The sequence below is a fragment of the Candidimonas sp. SYP-B2681 genome (assembly GCF_003971065.1).
Taxonomy (GTDB): Bacteria; Pseudomonadota; Gammaproteobacteria; order Burkholderiales; family Burkholderiaceae_B; genus Pollutimonas.
On record NZ_RYDV01000002.1, the window covers coordinates 15069 to 30401 of the forward strand.

The window sequence follows — 15333 nt, forward strand, 5'->3', positions numbered from 1 at the left end:
AGGAGCAGGGGACGCGTCTACCGCTCAGTGCAGGAAACTGTTGCATATACCGGGCGTCAAGCGTCGACTGCAGGCCAAGCCATTGTAGCCATGCCGCGTTCAAGCGGCACGCAGTCGTACTTGCGGCACGGCACACATCTAAAACGTTTGTTTGGAATGTATGTCCGATGGGGAAAAGACGAAAGCTAGTATTTACACTGCGCCTGCGCCGGATCAGCGCCGTGGACTAAAAGTAATACGAAACCCCGACATACACGGCCGGGATGAATTTGTATTTTTCGACCTTGTCGCGGAACTCATCAAATTGTTCATTGACTGCGCGGTCTGTCGCGGCGGCATTGATCTGGCGAGCCATGTTGTAGGTTGGCCCTGAAACGTTGTACGAGGTCTTGGGTTTGCTCGCATAGTAGATGCCCAGGTCGGCGATAAATCCCCAGGTGTTGGCTTTTTGCTGCGTAACATTAAGGCCATATCCGATACCGATGTACGGTGTCAGCGGGCGATATTTCGCCTTGACCGTATAGGTGTCCTGATTACCCAGCGTTAACGAGCTTCCCGCTACGTTAATGCTATTGGCATTCCCCGTAAGTTCAGTGTTTCGCCACGTCAGCCCGCCCGTAAGGCGGAATCCATTGTTGGCGGGAAACCAGTCAAGAAAGATGCTGACATTGTCATTCTTCAGTTTGCCGGAGTAGTCGACGGCCCCTGCGCTAAAGTCACGGTTGATGCTGCCTACCGTCGTGACGTCGCCACGCAGAGTGAACGATTTGTTCAAGCCGTATGCGTAGCCTACGCCAGCACCCAGAAGGCCCGCTTTGGCGTAGACGCTATGGCCGGCGTCCTGCTCGAGAGAGGTTTGTGACAGGGCAGGCGCGCACAGCAAGGCGAACAGCGCGGCCGCGCAAATTGATTTTGAAATAGTGAACATGGGAGCGGTCTGTAGAAAAAGGAAGGAGACGAACACACGCAGTGTAGACCGATTGAAAACAATTCAATCGGCCTAAATGGCAATGGGTTTGCACCCACATTCGAGCTTATGCGTTCGCCCCACATTAGGCCGCGAAGGGCGTAATGTGGGCCTTTACAGACCAGTAGAGGCCTAGATATGCGTGACGAACTTGGTGGTCAGATAGCCTTCAAACGTTTCCGAACCGCCTTCGCTTCCTATGCCGCTGTCTTTAAGACCGCCAAAGGGAGTTTCCGGCAAGGCGCTGCCGAAGTGGTTGATGTTGACCATGCCGGCTTCGATGTTGTTGGCTGCCTTGGTCGCCGTCTGCAGGGAATTGGTGAACACATATGACGACAGGCCAAAGGGTAGCGAATTCGCACGTTTGATGACGTCGTCGGTATCGGAAAACCGCGTAATCGGAGCGATTGGGCCGAAAGGTTCTTCGGTCATGAGCATCGAATGCTCCGGCAAGTCGGTGACAACCGTAGGCGAGAAAAAGTGGCCTGTGCGATCCAGCGGTTCGCCGCCCAACAGTACTTTGCCGCCCAATTCAAGCGCATTCTCGACGAATTTCGTCATCGCGGGGACACGCCTGGCGTGCGCCAGAGGGCCCATTTGCGTTTCAGGATCCATGCCATCGCCCACTTTGACTGACTGAATCGTGCTGATGAAGGTTTCCAGGAATTGGTCGTAGGCCTTTTCGTGAACATAAAAGCGAGTAGGCGAAACGCATACCTGACCGGCGTTACGCAACTTGAAACGTGCCAGCTGCTTGGCGGCGCGATCGATATCGGCATCTTCGAAGACGATGACAGGCGAATGCCCGCCTAGTTCCATCGTGACACGCTTCATGTGAGCGCCGGCCAGCGAAGCAATATGTTTTCCAACCGGCACCGAGCCCGTGAAGGAAACTTTGCGTACGATGGGCGAGCGGATGAGGTAGTCGGATATTTCGCTGGGCACGCCCCAAACGATATTCAGAACTCCGGGCGGCAAGCCGGCATCGTGGAACAGCCGAGCAATGGCCATGACGGCGCTAGGCGAATCTTCAGGGCCTTTCAGAATAATGGTGCAGCCCGAACCGATAGCGGCGCAAACCTTCCGTATGGCCTGGTTGTAAGGGAAATTCCAGGGAGTAAACGCTGCGCAGACGCCTATGGGCTCGCGCAGTACCATTTGGCGGACTTCAGGGTTGCGTGGAGTGATGACGCGGCCATAGATACGGCGGCACTCTTCTGCGTGCCAGTCGGCATGCTCGGAGCATGTCATGATCTCGCCCACGGCTTCCGCCAATGGCTTACCTTGATCGAGCGTCATGTTGCGGCCGATTTCCTGGGCGCGGTCCCGGGAAAGCTGGCCCACTTTGCGCAAGATTTCGGAGCGCAGCATAGGAGAGCTATGGCGCCAGGTTTCGAAGGCGCGGGCCGCAGCAGCTAAGGCGCGGTCAAGATCCTTTGTCGTGGCATGCGGCAGATGACCCAGCACATCGAGTGTGGAGGGGTTAGTGACTTCTTCTGTTTTGCGACCGTCGCTGCTAACAAATTCGCCATCTATATATAGTGCAAGTGTCTCGTACATATCGTGCATTGTTCTCGTTTGTCGGGGAGGGGAGTGGCTCGCAGGGGTCGCCACTATGTGTCTCAAGACTTTATAGCATGTCTTAACGGTACTGAACGAAGTTGTATTCGCACAACGCAGCGATCGCATTCCAAGAATGTCCAGCCTGGCTGTTTTGCTTAGCCCATTGGGCCGTAATCTCGGCTGTTTCGTTCGTTTACATCTGTTGCACTTATGTGGTAGGCCTGTCGAGATTTATGGGGTGAAATGGAAATGAAATTTCGACACAGTAACAGGGATTTTCAATTGGTAATTTCGTACGCCGATTAGGGTTCTGCCTTCGGCGTCTTGATGCAAGGAAGCGACATATCCCCGCTTTTTTTGTTGAATATAGGGAAAACACTAACTCTTATGACGGTTTCCTTCCTAAAATCTCCTTGACATATAAGTAAATGTTACTATCTGGGCTGCTGCGGCCAGGTGTTTGACCTAGTTCCTAGCTACCATCCCTTAGGCCCGAAGCCCTTCAATTTTGATTTCGCTTGCGTTGGAATGCCAACTCAGCTTGACCCGACATGGCAGCAGCCTTGTCATTATCGAAAATGCCGTTTTTTTCTTATCAAAGGATCATTATGTTGAAATTTATGAAAGTACTTTCCTTGGATAATCGTGGGGTCAGTGCATTGGAATATGCGATTCTTGCCGGGATTTTGATCGTCGTCATTGTCGGCGGAGTGACGGCACTGGGCGTAGACGTCACAGCTCTGTTTGAAAAGGCTGGAGCGGCACTCGGACGCCAATCGACCCCTTAGACGCTAGCGGCGGTGAAAGCCGGGCCTCTATCTAACTTTTACCGCTTAACGGCGAAGGCAAGATGCTGGCAAGCTTGACTCTCGTCTTAATCCTGGCTGCCGCGCTTGCCCTGTTGCTTGCGCTGGCATCCCAAGACCTTCGTCACCGACGCCTGCCCAACCCCTGGGTAGGCGCCTATGCATTGATCTTTCCTTTCTGTGCATGGGCCCTTGGTCTTGGCTGGACGCAAACAGGCTGGCATGTGCTGGCGGCGCTGGCCGCGCTGCTTGTCACGTCGGCGTTCTTCGCGCTGCGCTGGATGGGGGGAGGCGATGTCAAACTCTGGTCGGCGCTCATGCTGTGGGCCGGACCACCGCTTGGTTTGCAGGCTGTCCTCATCGCTACGATGGCGGGCGGCCTTCTCGGCATACTTTCCTGGTTCGCCCAGTGGCGACTGCGCCGTTTGCCTCGCCCGCTATTCAGGCGTTTGTGGCGGCTGTTGACGGCCGAGCGCGGTGTCCCATATGGCGTTGGCTTGGCGCTGGCCGGGATGTATGTGCTCTATGTCTATGTCCTGACCACGTTGCGGCTGCATTAAGCCGCTCGAGGTTTATGTTATTTGGTTAAGGAATCGCCTTGCTATGTCCAGGCCGCTAAAACTGATTTTGCTTTTTATTGGGGCGCTCGTGCTGGCGCTGGCGGCCAGGTCTCTCTATATCAGCCTGTCACAAGCCGGTCAGCCTTCTGCGGATTCGAACGCCGTCGTGCAGATTCGTATTGCGGCCGGCCAGCTGCCGGCCGGACTGCTGCTGCGCAATGAAGACCTGGACTGGCGGGCCGCGCCACGATCTGGGGTTCCGGCCGGCGCTATCACTGAAGACAGCACCGCCGCTCGGGACATCACGGGCGTAATGCTGCGGCGCGACATGAAGCCGGGGGCACCGGTGCTCGAGCGCGATGTCATTCGCCCCAATGCGCCGGGCTTTCTTTCAGCGGCGCTCAAGCCCGGCATGCGTGCTGTCTCGGTGGCAGTCGATAACGTATCGGGTAACGCGGGGCTTATCCAGCCCGGTGACTACGTCGACATGATATTGGTCCAGGAAACCGGGGGCCGAGGCAATATGGGCTTTGGCTTTCCCGAATCCGAGGCCAAGGCGCGATCGGTCGTGAGCGAAACCGTGGTCGAAAAAGCGCGCGTCATTGCGGTGGGTTCAGAATTTTTGCAATACCAGGAAGAAAGCAGCGCCCGTAAAGACACGGGCCGCAACGCCGCCCGCACAGTGACTCTTGAAGTCCAGCCCCGCGCCGCTGAAGCCATTGCCGTTGCGGCTCGCTTGGGTACCATTACCCTCGCCCTGCGCAGCTTCGCACGCACCGAACGTAACGGCGCCCATGAAGACGCAGGCGTTACCTGGGAAGGTGAGCAGGACTCCGACGGCCCTTTGTGGGCCAGCGATGTGTCCCGCGCCATTGCCGGCGCCGCCGCCCGAAATGGGCAAGCGCCGGTTTCGAACACTGGCACCCAGCCTGTCTTGTCGCCCCAACCGGCGCCCGCCGGGCCAAAACGTGAAATCTCGATTTTCCGCGGCTCGGAGCGCAGCACGCAGACGCTAAATTCGGCGACAAACCCTTAACTATGAACAGGAAGACTATGGCGGTTGCGTGGCACTACATCCAGCGGAATTTCAACCAGCACATTGGCGCTTTGCTAGCCGTGTTAGTGCTTGGGTTGGCCGCGCCGCTGCCTGTCGCAGCGCAAGCGTTGGCGGTGGGCGAGGCGCAGCTGCTTCGTCACCGAGGCGAGGCAGCGACAGTATTCGTGGCTGATCCTGCCATCGCCGATGTGCAAGTCCCATCAAACGGCACGGTTCTGGTCATGGGAAAGAAAGCAGGGCAGACGACACTGTATGTGCTGGATGCCGTTGGGGCTTCGTTATTGCAACAAAAGCTAACTGTCCGCCACAACACCGCCGAACTGTCCCAGGTGCTGCGCCAGCGCTTTCCCGGCCTGCGTATCGGGCTTGAATCGGCCCCAGGCTCGCTCATGGTTAGTGGAATGGTGCCCGACGCCGCCACGGTCGACGCCATCACGCGCACCGTGCAGTCCTATCTGGGCGCCGAAGAAGGCCTTATTAACCGACTGGCGATCAGCAGTCCCACCCAGGTGTATTTGCGTGTTCGGGTCACCGAAGTATCGCGCGCCGTCACGCAGCAGTTGGGCATTAACTGGTCGGCGATCACCACGCCAGGAAACTTTTTTGCCGGCGTCATCAGCGGCCGCAGCTTCCAGAACCTGGTAGGACGCTACGCACAGGGCGGCGGGGGTATGGCTTTCAGCGGCACCAGCGCCTATACGTCGGCCGGCAATGGCGGTTACTCGTTTCTTGGAGGTTACGCCAACGATGGTCGCTCTATTCAGGCCATGATCGATGTGCTTGATCGGGAAGGCCTCATCAGCATATTGGCCGAGCCCAATCTGACGGCGGTGTCGGGCGAAACCGCCAGTTTCCTGGCGGGGGGTGAATTTCCCATTCCGGTTAAACAGGACGATAACAATGGCCTTACGGTGGAGTTCAAACCGTTTGGGGTTGCGCTGGATTTCACCCCCACGGTGCTATCCAATGATCGCATCAGCCTGAAGGTTCGTCCGGAAATCAGCGAAATCGATCCCAACAACAGTATTGTGCTGGACGGCCTGGTGATACCTGGCTTGTCGGTGCGGCGCGTGGAAACCACGGTCGAGATGGCCAGCGGTCAAAGCTTTGCCATCGGCGGACTTCTGCAGAACAATATCCGCGACATTTCGTCGCAAGTGCCGGGCCTGGGCAAAATCCCGGTTCTGGGACGGCTGTTTTCTTCATCTGACTACCAAAATAACAAAACCGAGCTGGTGGTAATCGTTACCGCTTATCTGGTAAAGCCCAGCGACCGCAGTCAATTGGCTTCGCCCCTTGAAAGCATGCGGCCCAACACCGACATTGAATACATTTTGCACGACAAGATCGGCCTTGACCCTCTTGACGGCAAGCTTCCCCGCCTGACCGGCTCAGCCGGTTTCGTTTATTGAGCCTGCTATGAATACTCACGCTTTACCCCTGCCGTTGATGGCTCTCGTGCTAGTCCTGACGCTAGCTGGCTGCACGTTCCCACGCAAAGACATTTCCGGCATACCCGGACCCGAAATTATTAAGGTTACCCAGGACGACAGCGGCTTTCGTGCCCTTGCTCCCGACTGCAAGCCTTTGCTGCAACCATCGCAACTGAATAAGAGCGGCGATCGTCGCCAGGCCATTGCGTTTGGCTGTGCCACCTACACAAATCTTGCCGAGCAAATCGCCAGGCCTCAAGATCTCACCCATCCGGGCCGCTATGCGGGGCAGTCACCCGACACAGCGGGAGCTGCAGTCAAGCGCCATCGCGACAACACCGTCACCCCGCTGCGCGGCACTCGGGCCACCGATGTGGGCGCAAAGGACTAAGGAACGCACATGGGGGTCCTGGACGTTTTAGGCAAGAAAAGCAAGGATAGCAACCTCGCCGCGAGTCTGCTTGTCTTCATGGTCGACGAAGTCAGTCAGCAACAAGTTATTCAGGCGCTGCGCCAATTAGGTGTCACCGATGCCCACGTGGGCGTCGGGTCTATCGACGACCTGATCGAGCATCTTCTGAAGGTGGAAAAATCTCCTGAGCGTCTCATTGTGGACATATCCGGGCTGGACCAGCCCCTGGACGCCCTAAGCCGTCTGGCTGACGCCTGTGATCCATCGGTAACCGTCTACACGGTAGGTGAAAAGAACGACGTCACTCTGTACCGCCTGTTGCTACAGGCGGGTATCAGCGATTACCGATACAAGCCGCTCACGGTCGATGCGCTGCGCGGCTGGGTGGACGGGCGCGGCAGCTTTAGCGTGCGTCAATCCAGAAGCGGCAAGATCATTGCGGTATCTGGCACACGGGGCGGCGTCGGGACGACTTCGGTGGCGGGCCAACTCGCGCGTGAACTTTGCGCCGGCGGGGGCCTGCGCAAGGTAGTGTTCCTTGACATGGACTTCCATGGTGGCGCGGGCACTACGCTCATGGGCATGCAAAGCAACCATGCCATGACGGAAACGCTGGATAGCGCTGAAAACCTCGATGCGCAATTTCTGGAAAGGGTTTTGACCACGCGTGACGGTCGTTTGTTTACGCTGGGCTTCAATAACGGCTATGAGCAGGAGTACCAGCCTGCGCCAGGTGCCGTAACAAGCCTTCTACGCGTGCTGGCCCAGCACTTTCACTACTTGGTCATCGACTTGGCCCAAGCAGGCGGTATGATCGCCAATGAAGTGTATATGAATGCGCACGTTAACTGCCTGGTGTCCGACCACTCCGTTCACTCGGGCCGCATTCTTACCTCCCTCATGACCCACATCAGAAATAATCTTGATGCTCCGGTGATGCATGTGATTCTTAATGCCTCCCGGCCACCGGTCCGGACCCAGGTCGACACACAGGAATTCGCAAAGGCGATTTCGCAACCTGTCACCCTGGCCATTCCCTACGATGGCATATTTCCCGGCATGGCAGAAGACCTGGGCCAACAGCTCGACAAGGACAGCCTGATGGCAAAGTCCGTCAGTAAGCTGGCTCGCACTCTTACCGGCGAAACCGAGCTAGACGAAGCCAGCCCCGGATGGTGGCGTCGACTCTTCGGAAAGGTTGCCTGATGTTCGGGCGCAAACCACCCGTATCCAAGATGGATAAAGAGCAGGATCCGGCAGCATCCCGCGCCGCCCGGCCAGTGCAGCTTCCCACAAAGTCGATTTCTTCGAGGCTCGCACAACGTGCCGCAGCCGATAAGGAAAGCGACTCGCGACTCCCGGCTGAGCCGCGGAGCGCGGCCTTTCGCGGGGTTGATGCCACCCGTACGATTGTGCGGTCTGAGCACTACGCCACGGCGCGGCAGTTCGTTTTCGCTAGTCTTAACGTGTCGGCTGCGCTGGCCATGTCACGCGATAACGTTAGAGAAGAGATCGAGAACCTGATCGCAGAGTTGGCACTCCGCGATCGTCTGCCCATCACGCAGCACGAACAAGCGCAGATGACCGACGAGATACTGAACGACATGTTCGGTATTGGCCCGATCGAGCCCTTGCTGCGCGATGACTCCGTAAACGACATCATGGTGAATGGTCCTGATAAAGTATATGTAGAGCGCAATGGCAAGCTGACCTTAACCGAACTGAAATTTCGCGATCACGCGCACTTGGTGAATGTGGCGCAACGCATTGCCGCGGCGGTGGGGCGTCGGGTGGACGAAAGCAGCCCGATGGTGGATGCTCGGCTGGCCGACGGCAGCCGGGTCAATGTCGTAATGCCGCCCCTGGCACTCGATGGAGTTTCCATTTCCATTCGCAAATTTTCGCGCAGCAACCTGACGCTGCAGCGCCTGGCGGGTTGCGGAAGCATGTCGCCCGCCATGTCCAAGGTATTGCAGATCGCCGCGGCGTGCCGGCTGAATATTGTTATTTCAGGGGGCACGGGTTCGGGGAAGACCACGTTGCTCAACGCCATCTCGCACTTCATTGATCCCACGGAACGCATTGTCACCATCGAAGATGCTGCAGAATTGCAGTTGCAACAGCCGCATGTCGTGCGTCTTGAAACGCGACCCGCCAATATCGAGGGCGCAAATGCCGTGACACAGGGCGACCTGATTCGCAACGCGCTGCGCATGCGGCCCGATCGGATCATTCTTGGGGAAACCCGTGGCGCGGAAGCCTTTGATGTCCTCCAGGCGATGAATACCGGCCACGATGGCTCCATGACAACGCTGCACGCCAACACCCCGCGAGATGCCCTGGTTCGTCTGGAAAGCATGGTAATGATGGCCAACGGCAATCTGCCTCTGTATGCGATCCGTCGACAAGTCGCCAGTGCGGTACATATGGTTGTACAGATCGAGCGCATGCGCGATGGTGTACGCCGCGTGACCAGCATCAGCGAACTTATGGGCATGGAGGGCGACGTAATCGTTACCCAGGACCTGTTTCGCTTCAATTTCGAGGCGTCCACGCTGGGCGGCGAGGTCCAGGGCTCTTACGATTCCGCGGGCCTGCGTCCGGCGTTTAGCGAACGCGTTCGCTATTACGGACTGGAAGCGCAATTGCTGGAGGTAATGAAGGGATGAGCGAAGCCAACCGCGTCGCGCTGCTGGTGTTCTTCATCGTGGTGTTTGGCGGTGGCCTGATCATGGGCGCCCAACGCTTCCTGCGCAAGTCCCATAAAGAAAACGTTCGGGAAAGGCTGCGCCAGCTGTCTTCAGGATCAACATCGGAAACCGATACGAAATCCATCGCGGAGACAGCGCGAGCCCTGCGCGAGGCCCGCCGGCGTCGCCTACGCGCTTCGATGGGATTTCTTGGAATTTACCTGGCCCGCATGGAAGCGCTGGGGGGGCGTCGAAGCGTCTACACCATCGCCTTGGCAATGCCGTTGCTGCTCGTGATTACGCTGATGGTGAATTGGCTGCTGTTGCCGTTTCCGTGGTGGTTGGAAGCTCCGCTGGCGATCGCCATTCCCGTGACTGCCGCGTATTTGGCTTACCAGACGCTGGTCGAACGGTTCCGCAACGCCTTTCTGACGCAGATGCCCGATATTCTTGACGCCATTACGCGCGCCAGCCAGGCGGGGGTGCCGGTGGCGCTAGCCATACGCAATATCGGCGATATCTTCGATTGGCCTGCCGGCCCGGAATTTCGGCGCATCGGGCAGAATCTCCAACTGGGAAACGATTTGGCGTCAGTACTCGATGAAGCCGAGATGCGCATTCGTGTGGCCGACTTTTCCTTTCTTTGCGTCTGCTTGCTGCTGCAGCGAGAAACGGGGGGATCGCTCAGCGCGACGCTAACCAACTTGGCTGGTGTCATACGTGAAAGGCGCGATTTGCGGCTCAAGGCACGGGCGCTCACGGCCGAAGCGCGCATTATGTCCAAAGTGTTGGCCGCGATCCCGATGGTCATGCTCGGGCTGATGTGGTTTCTTAGCCCTGACTACATCAGTGTGCTTTTTCAAACGAAAGACGGCAATGTCATTCTGGCCTGTGCGGCCCTGATGATGAGCATCGGGCTCGTTTTGGTCAACCGCCTCTCTAAACTGAAATCTTGATATGACACTGAGTTGGACAGATTGGTTGAACGTCGCAATCTTGATGCTGGGGCTGGTGGCTCTGGGTGTATACACCCATACCCGGCTGGGTGTGCGGACTCGCATACGCAAGCGTCTGCAGACAGTGGTTCAGGGCCCCACTGCGGATATCTCTTCACGGGACGCCACCACATTGCGCGAGCACAGCGTGCAGCTGCTTTCGGCGCTGGGGCGCCGTTTGCCGATCTTCAACGGTTCGCAACGCCGCGAAATGCGGGGCAAGCTGGTATCGGCCGGTTATCGCCAAGCCGGCGCACTGCCGGTGCTCATGGGGATCGCCATTGCCACCGGTCTAATTCTGAGTTTGCTGACTGTCTTTTTACTGTGGCCGAAGCTCGAGGCGGGCGGAACCATGCTGAAAATGGCAAGTGCCATACTCGGGCTATACCTGGGTCTGCTGCTGCCCCGCATAGCCCTGGACAAACTGGTGCGACGACGACAACTTGCCATCGCCAATAGCTTTCCCGACGCACTGGACCTGATGGTGGTTTGCGCCAATTCGGGGCTGGGCCTGAACGCCATCATCCAACGTGTGGCCCACGAGTTGGAATTTCTTGCTCCCGAACTGAGTGATGAATTCACCCTGACGGCAGCACAGTTGCAAATGAGCGGTGATGCGTCTGCAGTGTTGTACGAAATGGCCGAGCGCATCGCGCTGGACTCGGTGCGCAGCCTGGCGTCCACGCTCAGCCAGTCGCGTCAATACGGTACGTCGATCAGCGAGGCCCTGCGTATCTTGTCGACCAGCGAGCGCACGGCTCGCCGTATGCGTACCGAAGAAGCCGCCGCGAAGCTTTCCACCAAAATGACGCTGCCCATGATGCTTTTCATCTTGCCCACCGTCCTCCTTATCGTGGCCGGACCCGCCGTTCTTGGCCTCATCAATTCCTTCGGCTCCTTGTCGAAATAAGGACAGCTTATGATCCGATTTATTGTTGTGCTGACCTGTTGCCTGTTAGTTGCCGCCTGTTCGCCCATGCGAACAGTGAAGGTGCAGCCTCTGGGCAGCGCCGTCGATAACGTGGCGCTACAGGCAGGAGATCTGCGGATTGCCGGCAGCGCCCTGGCCAGTGGCGACCTGGATGTGGCCCTCTCCTTGTATCAACGCATTACCGCCACCCATCCCCAAGTGGTGGACGGCTGGATGGGACTCGCCACTGCCCGCTATCTTTCGGGCGATATTTCGCAAGCGCGCCAGGCTTATCAGGCAGCGATCGACATCGACCCCCTTCAGCTCGATGCGCATCTGGGCCTAGCCCGCATGGACATCCGGCAGAGGCGCCTGCCAGAGGCCATCGCACGCTACCAGGCCATGCGGAAACAATGGCCAGACGACCCCCTGGTGCTGGCGGGGCTAGGCGTCGCCCATGATCTTTCGGGCAATCATCCGCAGGCACAGGCCACATACAGGGAGGGCCTTGCCATGCACCCCGACGATCCTGCCCTGCGTAGCAACCTTGGCCTTTCTCTGTCGCTCAGTGGAAAAGCGCGCGAAGCCGTCAATGTGCTGCTCGATGTCATGGGTGTGCCTGCATCCATTCCTCAGGGACGCCAGAACCTGGCGCTGGCCTACGGTTTGATGGGCCGCGCCGATGCGGCCGAAAGCATACTACTGGGCGACCTTCCACAAGAGACCGTGCAGGACAACCTGAAGTTCTATCAGGAAGTGCGTCGGCGGATGGATACGAAGGATTAAACGCATGGCGCGCTTACAGCGGTTTTTTTGCCCGCGCGAGCGCCCGGGCCCGATCGCGCGGGCCAGAAGTCGCCGTCTAGCGCAGCGCGGCGTGACCGCCCTGGAGTTCGCCCTTGTGGCACCTGCCGCCATACTGGTGCTGTTCTTCGCGATTGAAATGGGCATCATGATGATGGCCGACGCCACACTGGGACGTGCAGCCAACGACATCGCGAGGCAGGGTCAAATGAACCGGCTGGACAGTGCAGACTGCACCCGCAGCATCAAGTCGCTGCTGTCGGCCGGCATGAGCAGTTGGGTTTTCGATGAACAGGACCTCTTCGTTGATGTCCGTGTCTACGAACCAGGCAAGTACACGAAGCTTCCGGTCGACGATCCGGACTACCAGCCACAGTGCAGTACTGGAGGAAGAAACGCCTTGATGGTTTACCGCCTGGGATTCTCGAGTACCGGTTTCTCTGGCATTCTGAACTGGCTCAATATTGACATTATGCGCTTTGAACGTAGCATCATCCTGCAGAACGAACCGTAGTCATGGAATCCAGAACTAATGATTCGTTGCTAAGGTCCTCGCGTGGGTCGGCCGCCCTCGAGGCGGCGATTATCTTGCCTCTGTTCATCTTTTTTCTACTAGGTACGATCGATTTATACCTGCACTTCCGGGCCCAGTCCCAAGTCGACAGAGCCGCCAGCAGCGTGGCCCACAGCCTTTCCATGCAACGGGAGATCTTCAGCGAACCGGATTGCGCGGCATCGAATGCGATATGTGTATACGAAACCATCGCCGCCGACCTCTATCAGCCCTTACGTTTTTCCAAGGATGGCCGCCTCACCATCACGGTGCTCGTTGGGGGCCAGGACCAGCATACTTCGGCCGTGCGCTGGGAAGCGGGCGACGGATGGCCCGTGGACTATGGCAATACGTCGATCGGGCCCGCCCGCCTCGGCAGTGCGGATAGCCTGCCGCCACCACGGGCGGGCGATACGGTCATTCTCGTGGAAGCCATGTACCGGCATGAACCCTTCGCGCTTAGTTCAGGGTTCTGGAAAACCTTGGGCGGCGACCTTACGCTGTACAGCCGGGCCGTGGCGCGACCGCGGTATGGCGACCTAAGCAGTTTGGAGCCCGCCGATGACTGACATACTTCGTAGGTTTCTCCATCCAAAGATGCCAATAAAAGCGTTGCTCCATCGCCTCCTGCATGATCAGAAGGGAGCGGTAGCGCCCCTGTTCCTTGTTAGCGCAGGCCTCATTTTCGGCGTGGCACTGGGCGCCATCGACCTGGCGCGCTACACCTCGGTCAAGGCGCGCCTGCAAACGTCGCTCGACAACGCCGCCCTGGCCGCTGGCCGCCTGGCGTCTCTTACAGGCCCCGATGCCGATCTTCTGGCAGAAGCGCGTGCGTACTTTCAAGCGAATTTTCCCGAAGCTTACCTGGGCAGCGAGGTCAGCGCCAACACCTTGTCGCTGACGTCCTCCAATAATGGCAGCAGCTTGACCCTGAACGTACAGGGCCGGCTTCCCTTGCTTAGCACGGGTTTCCTGAAGGTGTCGGCTTTTGGCCTGCAAACGCGCAGCGTCGTCAGCTTGGGCGGCATCACTGATCTTGAAGTGGTTTTGGCTCTGGATAAAGGGCTGCCGAAACGCCTTGGCGGGCCTTCCTTGACCGGCTCCGCAGCCGAGCTGGCTGAACTACTGCTGGTGAACGGCAGCGAGGCCGTACCGGGTGTTTATCTGGGGCTGGTGCCCTTTTCTGATACGGTGAATGTCGGCCCCGACGGAAAGCCGTGGGTGTCCCGGTGGCAGCAGGTCTGGAACGGAGACGATAAATTGACTCACAGCAATCGCCAGTACACCGATACCGTTTGGCGAGGCTGTATTGCCGAGCCTCGGCCCTGGGAGCCACCCAGCGCTTCGGTCAGCGCCTTGACACCCCAGGCTATTTTCCAGCCCGTCTTCGTTCGCGTGACCACCCGGATCAATGAAAAGGACAATGGTCCCGAGTGGAAAGGCTTGCGGCTGAACGGTCTGAAGAGGGACGAGAAGGAAGAGGTCGCCGACGACTCCAGCTATGCGAAGTCACTTCCTCTTTTCGCCAGCGGTAACCAGGCCGGCAAGCCGTTGGATCGTCGCCTATGGGCGGAATTCGGCGGCCGCAGCAAAGGCAAGACAGATGGCGACGCGCACTTCCTGGTGCATGGCGCTTTCGAACCCGAAAATTGTCTAGGAGGCAATCGCAGCCATTTCTTGCAGAATGACTATCTGGCCCTACAGAATGCGCTGGCTAACATCGCCGCTGAAGCTCCGCGCGGCGACACCTTGTTACCGGCTGGCTTGTTATGGTCGTGGCGTATGCTAGACCCGAACTGGCGCGGAGGCACAGGCTGGAACGCCGACGCGCTGCCCGCCGGGGACAGTCCAAGAAAAAAGGTGATTGTGCTGTTTGCAGGCGGGGACAATGCAAGCTGGGAAAAAGTGAACGTCGATCCATCTGGCAATCCGCACAATATGGAGCAGTGGGCCGAGACCAACAACAACTTCGCATTCATGTTCGACTATTACGTGAAGCAGTGTGCGAGTAGCGGTAAGGATTGCAGTACGCGATCCAAACGCGTACACCAACAAACCCCGTTCTTGCCTGTCAAAAAGAAACAGCAGGCTGACGACTGGCAACGGCCGAGCACATCGCTGCTGATGGCCGATCCGTTTTCAGACACCATGGTAAAACCCAACGTCGCCGGCTGGCCCACCATGGACGCATACACATCCCGCGTGTGCAATGCGATCAAGGCCCAAAATATTGATATTTACGTTGTAGACGTAAACCGCTCTGGCCATCAGGCCCTGGCAAATTGCTCCAGTTCTACCAAGGTGTATTCCGTTGCTGAGCTGGAAGAATTGCGCAATCGGATTCAGCAGGCGCGCACGACCAGCGCGGAACTGCGGCTGGTGGAATAGGGTAAGCGCCTTGCCGCGGAGTTTTCGTGACGAGATCGAAGAACGCAGGCATGGCGGCGCACGATGACAACGTTTCGGTTGACCTCGAATGGCAACGTGGTGTGTCCGGGCGACGAGTGGCATTCCCACCACTTGGCTATAATTGCCTTGCTAAAAGTACTTGCGTTATATCGCTGATAAGGCTAATATGTATGA

General features: G+C 57.9%; 15 protein-coding genes. 13 read left to right on the plus strand and 2 right to left on the minus strand.

Going from position 1 to position 15333, the window contains the following annotated elements; genetic code table 11:
- Nucleotides 1-226: 226 nt before the first annotated feature.
- The gene (locus EKL30_RS04670) at nucleotides 227-928 is read right to left on the minus strand and encodes a hypothetical protein (RefSeq protein WP_126706059.1); all 702 of its coding nucleotides are present in this window, start codon (nucleotides 926-928) and stop codon (nucleotides 227-229) included.
- Nucleotides 929-1099: 171 nt separating this feature from the next.
- Complete coding sequence (locus EKL30_RS04675) at nucleotides 1100-2527, minus strand: NAD-dependent succinate-semialdehyde dehydrogenase (RefSeq protein ID WP_126706519.1); 1428 nt, start codon at nucleotides 2525-2527, stop codon at nucleotides 1100-1102.
- 554 nt (nucleotides 2528-3081) lie between these two features.
- Between EKL30_RS04675 and EKL30_RS04680 the strand changes: the two genes are divergently transcribed.
- From EKL30_RS04680 to EKL30_RS04740, 13 genes are all read left to right on the plus strand, one after another.
- A complete protein-coding gene (locus EKL30_RS04680; protein WP_233582809.1) occupies nucleotides 3082-3318 on the plus strand; it encodes a Flp family type IVb pilin in 237 nt (78 codons plus the stop codon).
- A 74-nt stretch (nucleotides 3319-3392) separates the two neighbouring features.
- A complete protein-coding gene (locus EKL30_RS04685; RefSeq protein ID WP_158618395.1) occupies nucleotides 3393-3896 on the plus strand; it encodes a prepilin peptidase in 504 nt (167 codons plus the stop codon).
- A gap of 43 nt (nucleotides 3897-3939) precedes the next feature.
- Complete coding sequence (gene cpaB / locus EKL30_RS04690; RefSeq protein ID WP_126706061.1) at nucleotides 3940-4932, plus strand: Flp pilus assembly protein CpaB; 993 nt, start codon at nucleotides 3940-3942, stop codon at nucleotides 4930-4932.
- 2 nt (nucleotides 4933-4934) lie between these two features.
- The gene (locus tag EKL30_RS04695) at nucleotides 4935-6365 is read left to right on the plus strand and encodes a type II and III secretion system protein family protein (RefSeq protein ID WP_126706062.1); all 1431 of its coding nucleotides are present in this window, start codon (nucleotides 4935-4937) and stop codon (nucleotides 6363-6365) included.
- A gap of 7 nt (nucleotides 6366-6372) precedes the next feature.
- A complete protein-coding gene (locus EKL30_RS04700; protein WP_233582811.1) occupies nucleotides 6373-6777 on the plus strand; it encodes a CpaD family pilus assembly lipoprotein in 405 nt (134 codons plus the stop codon).
- Between the two features lie 9 nt (nucleotides 6778-6786).
- A complete protein-coding gene (locus EKL30_RS04705) occupies nucleotides 6787-8004 on the plus strand; it encodes a P-loop NTPase (RefSeq protein WP_126706063.1) in 1218 nt (405 codons plus the stop codon).
- Nucleotides 8004-9467: a CpaF family protein gene (locus EKL30_RS04710; protein WP_233582813.1), complete on the plus strand. Its 1464-nt coding sequence runs from the start codon at nucleotides 8004-8006 to the stop codon at nucleotides 9465-9467. The genes EKL30_RS04705 and EKL30_RS04710 overlap by 1 nt, the downstream gene beginning before the upstream one ends.
- On the plus strand, nucleotides 9464-10444 hold the full coding sequence (locus EKL30_RS04715; protein WP_126706065.1) for a type II secretion system F family protein: 981 nt from the start codon (nucleotides 9464-9466) through the stop codon (nucleotides 10442-10444). Before EKL30_RS04710 ends, EKL30_RS04715 begins: the two co-directional genes overlap by 4 nt.
- 1 nt (nucleotide 10445) lies before the next feature.
- Complete coding sequence (locus tag EKL30_RS04720; protein ID WP_126706066.1) at nucleotides 10446-11393, plus strand: type II secretion system F family protein; 948 nt, start codon at nucleotides 10446-10448, stop codon at nucleotides 11391-11393.
- A 9-nt stretch (nucleotides 11394-11402) separates the two neighbouring features.
- The gene (locus tag EKL30_RS04725; RefSeq protein ID WP_126706067.1) at nucleotides 11403-12179 is read left to right on the plus strand and encodes a tetratricopeptide repeat protein; all 777 of its coding nucleotides are present in this window, start codon (nucleotides 11403-11405) and stop codon (nucleotides 12177-12179) included.
- A 4-nt stretch (nucleotides 12180-12183) separates the two neighbouring features.
- The gene (locus EKL30_RS04730; RefSeq protein ID WP_126706068.1) at nucleotides 12184-12711 is read left to right on the plus strand and encodes a TadE/TadG family type IV pilus assembly protein; all 528 of its coding nucleotides are present in this window, start codon (nucleotides 12184-12186) and stop codon (nucleotides 12709-12711) included.
- 2 nt (nucleotides 12712-12713) lie between these two features.
- Complete coding sequence (locus tag EKL30_RS04735; protein ID WP_126706069.1) at nucleotides 12714-13319, plus strand: TadE family protein; 606 nt, start codon at nucleotides 12714-12716, stop codon at nucleotides 13317-13319.
- Nucleotides 13312-15138, plus strand: coding sequence for a TadE/TadG family type IV pilus assembly protein (locus tag EKL30_RS04740; RefSeq protein ID WP_126706070.1), 1827 nt, complete (start codon nucleotides 13312-13314; stop codon nucleotides 15136-15138). Before EKL30_RS04735 ends, EKL30_RS04740 begins: the two co-directional genes overlap by 8 nt.
- The last annotated feature ends 195 nt before the right edge of the window (nucleotides 15139-15333 follow it).

Excerpts from the sequence above, each read along its gene's own strand:
- EKL30_RS04720 (WP_126706066.1), top strand. The coding sequence starts at position 10,446 with ATGACACTGAGTTGGACAGATTGGTTGAACGTCGCAATCTTGATGCTG.
- EKL30_RS04740 (WP_126706070.1), top strand. The coding sequence starts at position 13,312 with ATGACTGACATACTTCGTAGGTTTCTCCATCCAAAGATGCCAATAAAA.
- EKL30_RS04710 (WP_233582813.1), top strand. The coding sequence starts at position 8,004 with ATGTTCGGGCGCAAACCACCCGTATCCAAGATGGATAAAGAGCAGGAT.
- EKL30_RS04725 (WP_126706067.1), top strand. The coding sequence starts at position 11,403 with ATGATCCGATTTATTGTTGTGCTGACCTGTTGCCTGTTAGTTGCCGCC.
- EKL30_RS04700 (WP_233582811.1), top strand. The coding sequence starts at position 6,373 with ATGAATACTCACGCTTTACCCCTGCCGTTGATGGCTCTCGTGCTAGTC.
- EKL30_RS04675 (WP_126706519.1), bottom strand. The coding sequence starts at position 2,527 with ATGTACGAGACACTTGCACTATATATAGATGGCGAATTTGTTAGCAGC.
- EKL30_RS04730 (WP_126706068.1), top strand. The coding sequence starts at position 12,184 with ATGGCGCGCTTACAGCGGTTTTTTTGCCCGCGCGAGCGCCCGGGCCCG.
- EKL30_RS04680 (WP_233582809.1), top strand. The coding sequence starts at position 3,082 with ATGGCAGCAGCCTTGTCATTATCGAAAATGCCGTTTTTTTCTTATCAA.
- EKL30_RS04715 (WP_126706065.1), top strand. The coding sequence starts at position 9,464 with ATGAGCGAAGCCAACCGCGTCGCGCTGCTGGTGTTCTTCATCGTGGTG.
- EKL30_RS04705 (WP_126706063.1), top strand. The coding sequence starts at position 6,787 with ATGGGGGTCCTGGACGTTTTAGGCAAGAAAAGCAAGGATAGCAACCTC.
- EKL30_RS04670 (WP_126706059.1), bottom strand. The coding sequence starts at position 928 with ATGTTCACTATTTCAAAATCAATTTGCGCGGCCGCGCTGTTCGCCTTG.
- EKL30_RS04695 (WP_126706062.1), top strand. The coding sequence starts at position 4,935 with ATGAACAGGAAGACTATGGCGGTTGCGTGGCACTACATCCAGCGGAAT.
- cpaB (WP_126706061.1), top strand. The coding sequence starts at position 3,940 with ATGTCCAGGCCGCTAAAACTGATTTTGCTTTTTATTGGGGCGCTCGTG.
- EKL30_RS04735 (WP_126706069.1), top strand. The coding sequence starts at position 12,714 with ATGGAATCCAGAACTAATGATTCGTTGCTAAGGTCCTCGCGTGGGTCG.